Raw genomic sequence first — 14,323 nt, forward strand, 5'->3', positions numbered from 1 at the left:
ACTACTTGGTTAGGGCTTGTTGCCATTCTCGGATCCAGCCCCGGCGCTGCTGAGCGACCTCGTCGGCACTGAATTCGAGGGCCTTGCTCGGCACGCTCAACTGCTCGAACCCTTTAGGTAGTTCGGTCGCGGTCACCGGATACATCCAGTTGCCGGTCGGGATTGCCTGCTGGAAGGCTGGGCTTAGGATAAAGCTCAGGAACTGGTCTGCCAGCGCGCTGTTCTGGCTGTACTTGAGCTTGGCGGCCACTTCTACTTGCATATAGTGCCCTTCGCTGAAATCCGCTGCCTTGTACTTGTCCTCTTGTTCGGCGATCAAGTGGTAGGCTGGCGAAGTGGTGTAGGACAGGACCATATCCGATTCGCCCTTGAGGAACATGCTGTAGGCATCGGACCAGCCTTTGGTCACGGTCACGGTCTTCTTGGCCAGTTGCTGCCAAGCAGCGGCGGCCTTGTCGCCGTAGACGGATTTCATCCACAACATCAGGCCTTGCCCCGGTGTAGAGGTACGAGGGTCCTGGTAGATGATATTCAGATCGTCGCGGTCGACGAGATCTTTGAGGCTGCTGGGTGGATTGGCCAGTTTGCTGCTGTCGTAGACAAAGGCAAAGTAGCCGTAATCATAGGGAACGAAGGTGGTATCCGACCAGCCGCCCGGCAGGGTGATCTTGCTCGTATCGACGTTGTGCTGGGCCAGTAGCCCGGTTTTTTTCGCTTCACTGATCAGGTTGTTGTCAAGGCCGAGCAGGACGTCGGCTTTGCTGCGCTTTCCTTCCAGACGGAGGCGGTTGAGGATAGAGACCCCGTCATCAAGGGCGACGAATTCGAGGTTGCAGCCACATTGGGCTTCGAAGGCCTTCTCGATGGTTGGGCCTGGACCCCAATCTGAAGCAAACGAACTATAGGTATAGACGGTCAGGGTGTTATCGGCGGCGAAGGCTGAGCCCGCTGCCAACGACAGAGTTAAAATCGGAAGTAGCTTTGTTACGTTGTTCACTATGCGCTCCTGGTACTCTTGCATCCGGCAAGAGAGGGAAGAAGGGGGCACAGGGTTTGAGATCCACCAGCATCGTGCTGGAGGTGATACGGCAAATTATCGTGGTCTCAATTCCTACGCCAGTACTAACTGGATCAGGTTCAGTGGGTCTTGCGTTGGCAATCTCAGCCCGGTGCATTTGCCCAGGCTCCCCAATGAGAACGGCTCTTATTGTATACCCAAGCGAGTTTCAGATGCTAGGTTCTGCATGCAAGGCATAGCTTTGGGGGGCGCTATTTGGCATCGTTGAGCGACCAGTTGTACTCGTATTTGATTTTGCCCAGTGAAATGGGTGCACCATCGCGGTAATGGTTGATGTGCTTGGTCAGAGCAGCTTTGTCTCCGAAGTCACTGCCATACCAGTCGTAGATCGATGAAAGGGTGGTCGAGGAGCTCGATACGGCGACCCCCTTGCGGCTGTTGATGAAGCGGGTGGCGGCCTGTTCAAGTAGCCGTTCGCTGTTATTGGCCGTGAACGCTTCTGACAGTAGGTCGGGGCAACCGAGGCTGGCGCAGTTGACCGCATAGTGGATGCGGGGGTCTTTCCAGATCGGTCGCAGGATCCGGTGTTCGATATCATTGAGGGTCAGTGGCTGGCCTGTAATTGTGAGTACTTGCTCATCCCACGGCCCAAAACTGAACAGGCCTCCGAGCTTGGTGATCGAGCTGACCGGATAGTTATCGAGGATCAGCTTGACCGTCTGGGCGTTGTAGAGGTTGACCCAATAGGCAAACTGCTCGCGCCGGTTGAGCTGGCGCGGGTCGAGTTTGGCGAGATCGCGCAGGTAGCGGTCGAGCTCGTAGTTGTCGCTGGCGCTGACTTGCCCGTAACGGAAAAGAGTTTGCTGCGGGGCGGCAATAAGGTATTTGTCGAGCAGGTGTTGCCAGCGGCTATGGTCGACCCGGACTTGGCTGGTGGCTGAGGCCTGTTGCCAGTAGGGCCAGAGGTTGGCCTTCGGGGCGGCGAGAGTGGTGGCAGGGAGCAGCAGGATTAGCATCAAGAGAAGCGGGCGCATGTGGGATCCTCGGTCAATAGTAGAGTGCTATTTCCTAGCAGACCGCTCAGGCGGCAGATTGCTTTCGTTTTTGTTCAAGGTATTGGCTTTTGGGGCAAAATTGCGGGGTATAGCTCCGGCCGATGGCCGGAGCTTGGGTCGGTTCAGGATAAGAACGCGGGGATATTGCGCTCGAAGGCAGCAATCTTATCTTCGTGTTGCAGGGTCAGGCCGATGTTGTCCAGCCCGTTGAGCAGGCAGTGGCGGCGAAACTCGTCGATCTCGAATCGGTACTGTTTGCCGTTGGCCGTAACGGTCATTGCCTCGAGGTCCACGGTGATCTCCGCGCCTTCGTTGGCATTAACGAACCCGAACAGCTCATCGACTTCCTGCTCGGCCAGCCGGACCGGTACCATTTGGTTGTTGATGCTGTTGCCGTAGAAGATATCGGCAAAACTCGGTGCGATCATAACCTGAATGCCGTAGTCAGCCAGCGCCCATGGGGCATGCTCGCGTGATGAGCCGCAGCCGAAGTTCTCCCGGGCCAGCAGAATACTGGCACCTTGGTAGCGGGGGGCATTCATCACGAAATCCGGGTTGGGTTGCTGGCCAGCATCGTCGAGGAAGCGCCAGTCGTGGAACAGATGCTTGCCGAAGCCGATCCGGTTGACCTTTTGCAGGAACTGCTTGGGGATTATGGCATCGGTATCGACGTTGGCGGCATCCAGCGGAACAACCAGGCCGGTATGTTGTTTGAATCCTGTCATGGTATGTTCCTTCTGTTAGGCCTGAATGGCAGCGGGTTCAAGTTCTCGGATATCAACAAAATGTCCCGCGCAGGCCGCTGCGGCCGCCATGGCCGGGCTGACGAGGTGGGTGCGGCCGTCACGGCCCTGACGTCCTTCAAAGTTGCGGTTGCTGGTGGAGGCGCAGCGCTCGTGCGGCCCCAGACGGTCATTGTTCATAGCCAGGCACATGGAGCAGCCCGGCAGGCGCCATTCAAACCCCGCTTCAATGAAGATTTTATCCAGCCCTTCTTTTTCCGCCTGTGCTTTTACTTGCTCCGATCCCGGCACCACCAGCGCCTGCACATTGGCCGCGACCTTGCGCCCTTTGGCGATGGCGGCGGCGGCGCGCATGTCTTCGATACGCGAGTTGGTGCACGAGCCGATAAACACTTTATCGACACTGAAGTCGGACAGGGTTTTGCCTGCTTCCAGCCCCATGTAGGCCAACGCCTTGGCGGCCGATGCCTGCTCGACCGGATCGGCAAAGTCGCTCGGTGACGGAATGGGTTGGTCAACCGCGATGACCTGACCCGGGTTGGTTCCCCAGGTTACCTGTGGCTTGATGTCCTTGGCATCAAGGGTCACCATATGATCAAACTGTGCGTCATCATCGGTTTTCAGGGTGTTCCAGTACGCCACTGCGGCATCAAAGTCGTCGCCTTGTGGCGAGAATTTACGGCCTTTGATGTAGTCGTAAGTGGTCTGATCCGGCGCAATCATCCCGGCTTTTGCCCCCAGCTCAATGGCCATGTTGCATACCGTCATTCGGCCTTCCATCGTCAGGTCGGTGATCGCCTCGCCGCAGAATTCCACCACGTAACCGGTGCCGCCGGCTGCTGTTGTCTTGCCGATAATGGCCAGCACGATGTCCTTGGCGGTGATCCCCGGTGCAACCTTGCCCCGGACCTCGATTTTCATGGTCTTGGCACGGGCCTGCTTGAGGGTCTGGGTTGCCAGTACGTGCTCGACCTCAGAGGTGCCGATCCCGAAGGCCAGCGAGCCGAAGGCCCCGTGGGTGGCGGTATGCGAGTCTCCGCAGACGATGGTCATTCCCGGCAGGGTGATGCCGAGCTCAGGCCCCATGACGTGCACGATACCTTGGTATTTGTGGTTCAGATCATAGAGGGTCACGCCGAACTCCTCGCAGTTCTTCGCCAGTGTTTCCATCTGGATCCTTGCCATGTCGCCACTGGCGTTGATGTCCTTGGTCTGGGTCGAGACGTTGTGATCCATCGTGGCGAAGGTCTTGCCGATCTGGCGTACCTTGCGGCCCTTTTCGCGCAGGCCGTCGAAGGCCTGCGGCGAGGTCACTTCGTGGACCAGATGGCGGTCGATGTACAGGATCGGGTTTTCGCCTTCCGCCGCCACCGCAACATGGGCATCATAGACTTTTTCGTATAGCGTCTTGGGCGCTTTGTTGTTCGACATTGCTCTTGCTCCTTGCTGCGGGGTTAGATTTGGCGGATATACTGGGCGATCCTGTCACCCATCTCGCTGGTGGACAGCGCCTTGCCGCCACCGGCTAGATCTGCCGTCAGCTCACCGGCTTCCAGTGCCTGTGAGACGGCTTGTTCGATGGCTCGGGCTGCGTCCTCTTCGCCAAGGCTGTAGCGAAGCATCAGGGCTGCCGAGAGGATCTGGGCAACCGGGTTGGCGATGTTCTTGCCAGCGATATCCGGTGCCGAGCCGCCTGCCGGCTCGTACATACCGAACTTGTCCTGATTGAGGCTAGCGGAGGGCAGCATTCCCATAGAGCCGGTGATCATCGCGCATTCGTCGGAGATGATGTCGCCGAAGATGTTGGAGCACAGCATGACGTCGAACTGGGCGGGATCCTTGATCAACTGCATGGTCGCGTTGTCGATGTACATATGGTTGAGGGTAACGTCCGGGTAGTCTTTGGCGACCTCTTCGACCACCTCCCGCCACAGGATCGAGCTCTGCAGGACGTTGGCCTTGTCGATGGAATAGACGTTCTTGTTTCGCAGCATCGCCGATTCAAAAGCGATACGGGCAATCCGCTCGATTTCGTAGCGGTGGTAGATTTCGGTGTCGAAGGCTTTCTCCTGCGGCCCCTCGCCCTCGCGCCCCTTGGGCTGGCCGAAGTAGATCCCGCCGGTCAGCTCGCGGACCACCACGATATCGAATCCTCGCTCGGAGATGTCGGCACGCAGCGGCGAGAAGGCTTCAAGGCCGCTGTGGATCTGCGCCGGCCGCAGGTTGCAAAAAAGCTGGAAGTGCTTGCGCAACGGCAGCAGGGCACCGCGCTCGGGCTGGTCATTGGGGGGGAGGTGCTCCCACTTGGGGCCGCCGACCGAGCCAAACAGGATCGCATCGGCGTCCTCGCACCCTTTTAGGGTCGCCTCTGGCAGCGGGCAGCCGTGGTTGTCGATGGCGATACCGCCGACATCATATTCGTTGCAGATCAGGGCAAAGCCGAATTTTTCCTGTGCCGCAGCCAGTACCTTTTCGGCCTGCTGCATGACTTCCGGGCCGATACCGTCACCCGGTAGAACGGCAATCTTGTATGTACCTGCCATGGTTATACTGTCTCCATTTTTGATTTCTGTTTGATTTCTGCAATCTGGTCTGCTTGATGGATGCTGTTGATCACATGCAGCAGGGCTTGCCCTGAGGCTTCGACGATATCGGTCGCCAAGCCCGTTCCGTGGTACTTGCGCCCTTTGTAATTGGCAATGATGTCGGCTTGGCCGAGGCCGTCCTCGCCTTCGCCCTTGGCGGTCAGGTCAAATTTGTCCAGCACTATTTCGTAGCCGGTCAGGCGGTAGATGCACTGGTATAGGGCATCTACCGGGCCGTTGCCGACAGCAGCCTCGCATTCTTCCTCCTCGCCGCACTGCAGCTTGATGGTGGCCGTGGCCATGACGCTGCCTGACTGGACGCTGAGGTAGTTCAGTTTGTAGTAATCGTCTTCCTCGCGCAGGTTGACGAAGTGGACGAGGGCCTCGAGGTCGTAGTCGAAGACCTGCCCTTTGCGGTCAGCCAGCTTGAGGAAGTCTGTGTACAGGGTATCGAGATCATATTCTTGCTCTGTGTAGCCCATCGCATCCATATGGCTTTTGACGGCGGCGCGGCCGGAGCGGGAGGTTAGGTTCAGAACCTGGTTCTTCAGCCCGATGGATTCCGGGGTCATGATCTCGTAGGTATTCTTGTTCTTGAGCATCCCGTCCTGATGGATCCCCGACGAGTGGCTGAAGGCATTGGCCCCGACGATGGCCTTGTTAGCCTGAACCGGCATATTGCACAGTTGGCTGACCAGTTTGCTGGTGCGGTGAATTTCCTCGTGTTTGATATTGGTGTCTACGCCGAGGAAGTCAGCCCGGGTTTTGATGATCATTGCGATTTCTTCGAGCGAGCAGTTGCCGGCGCGCTCGCCGATGCCATTGATGGTGCCCTCGACCTGACGTGCCCCAGCCTGTACGGCAGCCATGGAGTTGGCGACCGACATGCCCAGATCATCGTGGCAGTGGACCGAGATAACGGCTTGGTCGATGTTGGGGACCCGGTCGAATAGCTGGCTGATGATCCCGCCGAATTCGCTGGGCAGGGTATAGCCGACCGTATCGGGGATGTTGATGGTCTTGGCCCCGGCACGGATTGCCGCTTCGACCATCCGGCATAGGTTGTCAATTGGGGTGCGGCCGGCATCCTCGCAGGAGAACTCTACATCGTCGGTGTAGTTGCGGGCGCGTTTGACTGCCGCCACCCCCATCTCGATAACGTCATCGTAGCTGCGACGCAGTTTGTCTTGGACGTGGACGGTCGAGGTCGAGATGAAGGTGTGGATCCGGAAGGCTTCAGCGACTTTCAGCGACTCGGCGGCCACGTCGATATCTTTGGCCACGGCTCGCGACAGTGCGCAGACCCGACTGTCCTTGATGTGTTTGGCAATGGTCTGGACTGACTCGAAGTCGCCCGGCGACGATACAGGGAAACCCGCTTCGATAACATCAACACCCAGACGTTCGAGGGCATAGGCGATCTGCAGCTTTTCTTTGACGGTTAGACTGGCTGGCAGCGCCTGTTCGCCGTCGCGCAGGGTGGTGTCGAAAATGATGACCTGATCTTTCATTGCTACATCCTTTTGTTGGCCTGCCTGTCTAGGCATTGTCTGCATCCGCTTGCGCCGGCCTTGATATGAAAAACCCGCGCATATTGCGCGGGTTTTTGAATTCTTAGTGGTGTTTCTCACCCATAAGCTACCCGCGCGAACTGGTCACGATAAGGAGGAGGCTTAGGAGGAGTGATGAGAAACGTATTTTCATAATTGAAATATATCCACAAACTTCATTAACAAATGAATACCAAATAGACAGCTTCGCCGTCAACCTCAAATTGCATGTTTATTGCTCTTTTTTGGGTATTCAATAGCAGAGTATGGCTATAGGCGGACAAAACGGGCTAGAGATATGCACATTAAGAGAGGCCGTTAGAGCTTGGTGTATGGTCAGGTGCGGCTTGTGCAATGTTGCGGTTGTGTTGTTTTTTTTGCGTTGGGCGTCTGGGAAGAACGGAGAGGATCACTAAAATTAATCATAGTTTTAATTACACTGAGGCCGGAAGGAAGACCGAATTGGCCGAGAACAACGTAAAACAGTTAACCCGTGGATATTGATACCAGAGGATGGTGGTCTGGATGCTAAAACCTAAGAAGCGTTTGATACTCCCGGCAGTGTTGGCTGGTGTGGTTGTTTTACTACTGGCGATTAATCTTCGCCCGTCACCGGAGGTGAAGTCGGTTGGGAGCAGGAGCAAGGCGGTCGATGTGATCACCTTGCAGCAGCAGCCTCTGGCACCGCAGGCGGTAGGGTTCGGTAGGGTTGCCCCCAAAGTGGAATGGCAGGCTGTCGCCGAGGTGACGGGCAAGGTGGTGTACCGTCACCCGGATCTGGCCAAGGGGCGGGTGATGGATGCCGGAACGATATTGTTGAAAATCGACCCCTTAGATTATGAGTTGCGCTTGGCTCAGGCCGAGGCCGATATCAGCTCCAGTCGGGCTCAGCTCGCCAAGCTCGCCCAGGAAGGCGATAATTTCCGGACCACCCTGAAGATTGAGAAAAACCGTCTGGCTCTGGGGAGAAAGGAGCTTGCCCGTAAACAGGAGCTTAGGCGAAAGGGGCTGACTTCGCAGTCAGCGGTGGATCTGGAGCAGCAGGCGATGCTGGCCAACCAGAAAGTGGTGCAGGATATTGAAAACCAGTTGGTTGTCCTGCCCAATGAAATCAAAGTCGCCCAAGCTCAGTTGGATGTAAACAAGTCTCGGTTGGCCGAGGCTAAGCGGTCTTTGGATAAAACGGTGATCACTCTGCCGGTTGATGCGCGGATCTCGAGTGTTGAGATTGAGCAGGATCAGGTCGTGAATACCCAGCAGGTGATGGTGACGGCCCACGGTATTGACACGGTCGAGATTGATGCTCAGGTTGCCCTCCATGATATGCAGGTACTGGCATCGAGCCTGACCCAATACACCGCCCATACCGACGGTAGGCCCCGTGCCGACCAGTTGGATCTCGTCGCCAGTATTGAGTTGTCGAGTGGTAGTTTTCGTCAGCGTTGGCCGGCACGAGTGGCACGGATCAGCGACACGGTCAGCGCCAATCAGGCCACCGTCGGGGTGATCCTCGAGGTCGATCAGGATTACAGTCAGCTGTCACCGGAGTCGGCTCCGCCTCTGGTCAACGGGATGTTTGTCGAGGCTCGGATTGTTGGTCAGGCCAATTCGCATTGGGTGGTGCCGGAGCGGGTTGTCCACGGTGGTAGCGTGTACCGGCTAGGAGAGGGCGACCGGTTGGAGATCCTGCCTGTCACCGTGCTGTTTCGCCGTGATGGTCTCGTTGTCATTGACGGTGATCTAGCGGCAGGCCAGTTACTGGTGGCCAATGATTTATTGCCGGCAGTGGCCGGAATGGCACTGCATGTCGTTACCCGTGACGGGCATTCGGTGGATGATAGCGGGGAGCCGGAATCATGATCCGTTATTTTTCTCGCCATCCTACCGCCGCCAATTTGCTGATGATGGCGTTGATCCTGTTTGGTATTGTCTCCTTGCCCAAGATCAAGCGCGAAACCTTCCCCGAGTTTGCCCCCCCTTACATTATCGCTTCGGTCGCCTACCCCGGGGCGACGCCGCAGGAGGTTGAAGAGAGCATCTGCATGCGGCTCGAAGATGCGGTGGATGGATTGGCCAATATTGTCGAAACCCGCTGTGAAGCTGTTGAAGGGGCCGCATCGCTGATCCTCAAGCTAGATAGCAGCGAGGTGGTATCGCGGATGCTGGTGGATGTTCAGACCCAGATCAATGCGATTAATGATTTCCCTGCCGAAATTGAGTCCCCGATTGTTCGTGAGCTGGATTGGAACGAGCCGGTGGTGGATGTGGCGATCAAGGCTGAGACTAGCCTGCCGCACCTCAAGGCTTATGCCGAGCAGTTGAAGCGAACGTTGAAGTTGGATTACGGCGTGTCGCTGGTGGAGGTCAGTGGGTTCTCAGATCATCAGATCCGGGTTGAAATCGATGAGGTGGCCCTGCGCCAGCTTGGCCTGAGTATCAATGATATTGCCAGCAAGTTGAGCCGGCAGAACGTCAAACTGCCGAGTGGCAATCTGGAGTTGGCCGACCGTAACTTCCTGTTACGGTTCGACGAGCAGAAGGTAACGCCCCAAACCCTGGCCCTGACCGTGATCGGGGCAGATAGTCAGGGTGGGGTGATTCGGCTGGGGGATGTCGCGACGATCACCGATCGGTTTGCTCTCGATGAGCAAAAGGTGCTGTTCGACGGTGAGGCGGCGGCGATGCTGCGGATCAGCAAAAACAAAGCTGATGATGCCCTGCGGATCAAGGAGCGGGTGGTTGAGTTTGTCGAGGCCGAAAATCAACGGGCTCCGACGGGCGTCACGTTGACGTTGACCAATGATCTCTCCTCGCTGCTGTGGGACCGCCTGACCATGATGGTCAAGAATGGCTGGCAGGGGGTGGGCTTGGTCTTCGCCGTGATGTGGTTGTTCTTCTCGTTCCGCTACTCGTTCTGGATTGCCGCGGGCTTGCCGGTGGCTTTTCTTGGCAGCCTGTATCTGATGGCAACGTTGTCCCTGTCGATCAATATTATGTCGCTGGTTGGTTTGCTGATGGCGATTGGGATCATGATGGATGACGCAATTGTGATCTCAGAGTCGATCGCCTCGCATTTGGATCGCGGCCAGAAAATTCAGGATGCCGTTTACAACGGGGTACGTAAGGTGATGCCGGGCGTCGTGTCGTCTTTTCTGACGACGATTTGTATTTTCGGCAGCCTGATTTTTCTCGAGGGGGAAATGGGGGCGGTGCTGCGGGTTGTGCCGCAGGTATTGATCCTGGTGTTAACGCTGAGTTTGATTGAGGCCTTTCTTATCTTGCCTAACCACCTCAGCCATTCGTTACAGCGCCAGTCGGCGGAGCGGCGGCCCCCGCAGTGGAAACAGCGCTTTCTGGCTCAGTTTGACCATTTCCGCAACGGTACCTTGGTCCGCTGGGTCGGCCGCGTGGTCGAATGGCGCTACCTGTTCGTCGGCGCGGTGATCGGCCTGTTGTTTGCCTCGTTTGCCCTGCTGGCCGGCGGTGTGCTGAAGTTTGTCGGTTTTCCTGAGTTGGACGGGGATATAGCCGAGGCGCGGATTATTCTGCCGCCGGGGTCGACGTTGGGGCAGACCGAGACGGTCGTGGCGGAAATCGTCGCGGCGGCGGTAGCGCTTGATCGTGAGTGGAGTGTCCGCAATGAAGGTGGCGAGCCATTGGTTCGCAATATTACCGAGCATTACAACTTCAACGCCGATGCCGATGAGAGTGGCCCACATGTGGCGACAGTGCGGTTGGATCTGCTCAGTGCCGAGATCCGCACCAGCTTGATTGACGAATTCATTGCGGCATGGCGTGACAAGGTCGGGGAACTGGCCATGCCGATAGCTCTGGTGTTCAAGCAACCGGCGATGGGGCCGGGGGGACGGGCTATCGAGATCCGAATGCAGCATGATGATTTGGCTATGCTCAAGGCGGCATCCATTGATACCCGTCAGTTTCTCAATGAGTTTGCCGGTGTTTCCGGGGTGCTGGACGATATGCGGATGGGGAAACCCGAGGTGCTTATTACGCTGCGTCCCGGCGCCGAATCATTTGGTATTGATGGCCAGATGATCGCTTCCCAGCTGCGTGCTGCTTATTTTGGCCAGACCGCAGACGAGATCCAGGTAGGGCCTGAGAATATCGAGATCGAGGTGATGCTCAACAAAGGACGGGCGGCTAACTTGCAGGCACTGGCCAGTTTCCCGGTGATTCTGGCTGACGGTAGCCAGATTCCACTGGCATCGGTGGCTGTGCTGGAGCACCAGCGCAATTATGTCAGGATCCAGCGTATCAACGGGATGCGAACGCTCAGTGTCTATGCTGACTTGCAAGAGAGCGTGATCAGCTCGACCGAAGTATTGCGCCAGTTTCGTAGCGAACTGATGCCCCGTTTGCTGGCTAGCTATCCGGGCCTGAGGTTTGATTTTGAGGGGGCGGCCAAGGATACCGCCAAAACAGGGCAATCAATGGCTGTTGGGTTCGCGCTAGGGATCTTTGGGGTCTTTGTGATCCTTAGTTTCCAGTTCCGGAGTTACCTTGAGCCTTTCGTGGTGTTGTTGGCAATTCCGTTGGCATTGATCGGAGTGTTGTGGGGGCATGTGCTGCTCGGCCACCCGCTCAGTATGCCGAGCTTGATGGGCTTTGTGTCGCTGGCAGGTGTCGTCGTCAACGATTCTATCTTGTTGGTGCAGTATATCCGTTATCACCTCGACGAGGGCGATGAAATCAAGCGGGCTGTGGTGCTGGCCAGCCGCGAGCGTTTCAGGGCGGTGTTCTTGACGTCGTTGACGACGGCGGCAGGCTTGTTGCCGCTGATGCTCGAAACTAGCCTGCAGGCGCAGGTCATTAAGCCGTTGGTGATTTCGATTGTGTTCGGGATTTTCACCTCTACCTTGTTGGTGCTGTTCATGATCCCGGCCGCCTACGTGATCCTTGCTGATTTCAATCTTGTTCAGCGGCACGAGGCTTTGATACCGAATCTGTCTGACCATTAGGTATGTCTGGCTATATTCTGTTGTAGAACAGTGTGATAGTGGCTTGGTGATAATTTGTATGGCTTGCCAGCCTAGATAGTCAGACGTATTTTCTTACATTTTGCATAGTGGCTATTTGAACATGTTATTCCCCCTGTATTTGCAGGGGTTTTTATAGAGGTCATACCAGAATAATGATGAAATTGTGATGATGCAGAGTTGCCTTTTTCAGCATGGCAGGTAGACTCCCGTGCGTACTAGGCTTACAGGTGTAAGCTAAATTGGCAGAGTAGTTATGGCTAAACGTGAATTTCATATCGTAAACCGCCTTCGTGCCCAGATTGAACGTTTGGGTGAGCGGGTTGCATTGCGTCATCAGGTGGAAGGTACATGGCAGGATATCAGCTGGACTGAGTTTGGTGAGCAAATCCACCAGTTAGCGCTGGCGATGCTGGGCCAGGGCCTGAACATCCAAGATAAGATTGGTATCTTCTCTAACAATATGCCGCGCTGGACAGTGGCGGATTTTGCAGCTTTGTACAACCGAGCGGTTACGGTACCGATTTATCCGACTAACACGCCACAGCAGTCTGCCTATATCATCAATGATGCTGAGGTGCGTATTCTGTTCGTCGGCGGTAAGAGTCAGTTGGATGCGGCGCTTCAGATTGCGGATGAGTGCCCGCGTCTTGAGCGTATTATCGTGATGGCCGAGGGGGTGACGCTTCCTGAGCATCCGTTGGTAATAAGCTATGACGATTTTGTTGCCAAGGCCTCGGTAGATTGTGAGCCAGAGCTGGCGGCACGTCTGGATGCCACGGCGATGGATGATCTGCTGACCTTGATCTACACCTCTGGTACCACAGGTACGCCGAAAGGGGTCATGCTTGACTACGCCAATATAGCCTCGCAGATCGAAGGCCATGATCAGAAGCTGGCATTGGCAGAAGGCGATGTATCGCTATGTTTCTTGCCGTTGTCGCATGTGTTCGAGCGTGCATGGACCTTCTACGTCCTGCATCGTGGCGGGATCAACTGCTACCTGTCTGATACCAATTTGCTTAAGGAAGCTCTGGCAGAAGTGAAGCCGAACGTGATGTCGGCGGTGCCACGCGTTTATGAGAAAATCTATTCGGCGGTACACGATAAAGTCGCCCGGGCCCCGTTCCATCGCAAGGTGATTTTCACCTGGGCGGTCAATATGGGGGCGCGGATGGCGCTGGCGCGTCAGGAGTGCCGCGAGCCATCGTTCATGCTCAAGAAGAGCTATGCCTTGGCAGACAAGCTGGTGCTGTCCAAGCTGCGCGCGCTGTTGGGGGGCAACATCAAGTTCATGCCATGTGGCGGTGCTAAGCTCGACGAGAGCATCGGTCGCTTTTTCCACGCTATTGGTATCAACGTCAAGCTGGGTTACGGCATGACCGAGACCACGGCGACAGTATCATGCTGGGATGATCGCTGCTTCAACCCTGACTCCATCGGTATGCCGATGCCGGGAGCCGAGGTGAAGATTGGTGAAAATAACGAGATTCTGGTACGTGGCCCTATGGTCATGCGCGGTTATTACAACATGCCGGAAGAAACGGCCAATAACTTCACTGAGGATGGTTTCCTGAAAACCGGTGATGCTGGCCATATCGACGAAAATGGCAATGTTTTCATTACCGATCGCATCAAGGAACTGATGAAAACCTCGGGCGGAAAGTACATTGCCCCACAGGTGATCGAAGGAGCCATCGGCAAGGACCACTTCATTGAGCAGATCGCGGTGATTGCCGATACCCGCAAGTTTGTGTCGGCTCTGATCGTACCGTGCTTCGAAACGCTTGAAGAGCATGCCCGTGAGCTGAATATCAAGTATCAGGACCGCCTGGAGCTGATTAAGCACAACCAGATCATCGAGCTTATCGAAAAGCGGGTTGTGGAGCTGCAAAAGGATCTGGCCCGTTTCGAGCAGGTGAAGAAGTTTACCCTGCTGCCGAGCGCGTTCTCGATGGACAATGGTGAGCTGACGCCGACTCAGAAACTTCGCCGCAAGGTAATTCAGGATCGCTATCATCAGGAAATCGAGCGCATGTATGAGGAGAGCCATAAGAAGGCTTAATCTCAGGCCATGTGCCAATCATGATTTACGACAGGGAGCTTCGGCTCCCTTTCTTTTTGTCTGCGGGTTATGAACCGGCATCATGGCGAGGGGATTTTACTATCAGCTAGCGCGATATCCTCGTATTTCAAGGATAACCGGAGGAAGATCTTATTCACGAGGTGCATGGTGTGACGAATTCGGTGAATATTTGCTCATTTCAGGACAAAGTTGTTAACTGATGGCGACCAATAGACATATTTGCTAAAAAAGCGTTACAGTTGTTGCGATTCGCTGTTTGGCGTTATGACGTCAGGCAGCCACATAGTGA

General features: G+C 55.9%; 9 protein-coding genes and 1 riboswitch. Of the genes, 3 read left to right on the plus strand and 6 right to left on the minus strand.

Annotated elements, in window-relative coordinates:
- Position 1: 1 nt before the first annotated feature.
- From thiB to leuA, 6 genes are all read right to left on the minus strand, one after another.
- Positions 2-970, minus strand: coding sequence for a thiamine ABC transporter substrate binding subunit (gene thiB / locus ACSF8X_RS04210; protein WP_500851138.1), 969 nt, complete (start codon positions 968-970; stop codon positions 2-4).
- A gap of 121 nt (positions 971-1,091) precedes the next feature.
- A riboswitch (TPP riboswitch) is annotated at positions 1,092-1,201 on the minus strand.
- Between the two features lie 68 nt (positions 1,202-1,269).
- Complete coding sequence (locus ACSF8X_RS04215) at positions 1,270-2,052, minus strand: DUF547 domain-containing protein (RefSeq protein ID WP_500850764.1); 783 nt, start codon at positions 2,050-2,052, stop codon at positions 1,270-1,272.
- A 143-nt stretch (positions 2,053-2,195) separates the two neighbouring features.
- Complete coding sequence (leuD, locus tag ACSF8X_RS04220; protein ID WP_500850765.1) at positions 2,196-2,798, minus strand: 3-isopropylmalate dehydratase small subunit; 603 nt, start codon at positions 2,796-2,798, stop codon at positions 2,196-2,198.
- A gap of 15 nt (positions 2,799-2,813) precedes the next feature.
- Positions 2,814-4,247, minus strand: coding sequence for a 3-isopropylmalate dehydratase large subunit (leuC, locus tag ACSF8X_RS04225; protein WP_500850766.1), 1,434 nt, complete (start codon positions 4,245-4,247; stop codon positions 2,814-2,816).
- Between the two features lie 23 nt (positions 4,248-4,270).
- Entirely contained in the window at positions 4,271-5,359 is a 1,089-nt protein-coding gene (leuB, locus tag ACSF8X_RS04230; protein WP_047880927.1) for a 3-isopropylmalate dehydrogenase, read from the minus strand.
- Positions 5,360-5,361: 2 nt separating this feature from the next.
- Positions 5,362-6,912, minus strand: a complete 1,551-nt coding sequence (gene leuA / locus ACSF8X_RS04235) for a 2-isopropylmalate synthase (protein ID WP_047880926.1) — start codon at positions 6,910-6,912, stop codon at positions 5,362-5,364.
- A gap of 564 nt (positions 6,913-7,476) precedes the next feature.
- Here leuA and ACSF8X_RS04240 point away from each other — a divergent pair.
- The 3 genes from ACSF8X_RS04240 to ACSF8X_RS04250 all read left to right on the plus strand — a co-directional run bounded on the left by ACSF8X_RS04240 (position 7,477) and on the right by ACSF8X_RS04250 (position 14,013).
- A complete protein-coding gene (locus ACSF8X_RS04240; protein ID WP_500850767.1) occupies positions 7,477-8,811 on the plus strand; it encodes an efflux RND transporter periplasmic adaptor subunit in 1,335 nt (444 codons plus the stop codon).
- A complete protein-coding gene (locus ACSF8X_RS04245) occupies positions 8,808-11,930 on the plus strand; it encodes an efflux RND transporter permease subunit (RefSeq protein ID WP_500850768.1) in 3,123 nt (1,040 codons plus the stop codon). The genes ACSF8X_RS04240 and ACSF8X_RS04245 overlap by 4 nt, the downstream gene beginning before the upstream one ends.
- Positions 11,931-12,204: 274 nt before the next feature.
- Complete coding sequence (locus tag ACSF8X_RS04250) at positions 12,205-14,013, plus strand: AMP-dependent synthetase/ligase (RefSeq protein ID WP_047880924.1); 1,809 nt, start codon at positions 12,205-12,207, stop codon at positions 14,011-14,013.
- The last annotated feature ends 310 nt before the right edge of the window (positions 14,014-14,323 follow it).

The sequence above is a fragment of the Photobacterium panuliri genome, assembly GCF_059920555.1.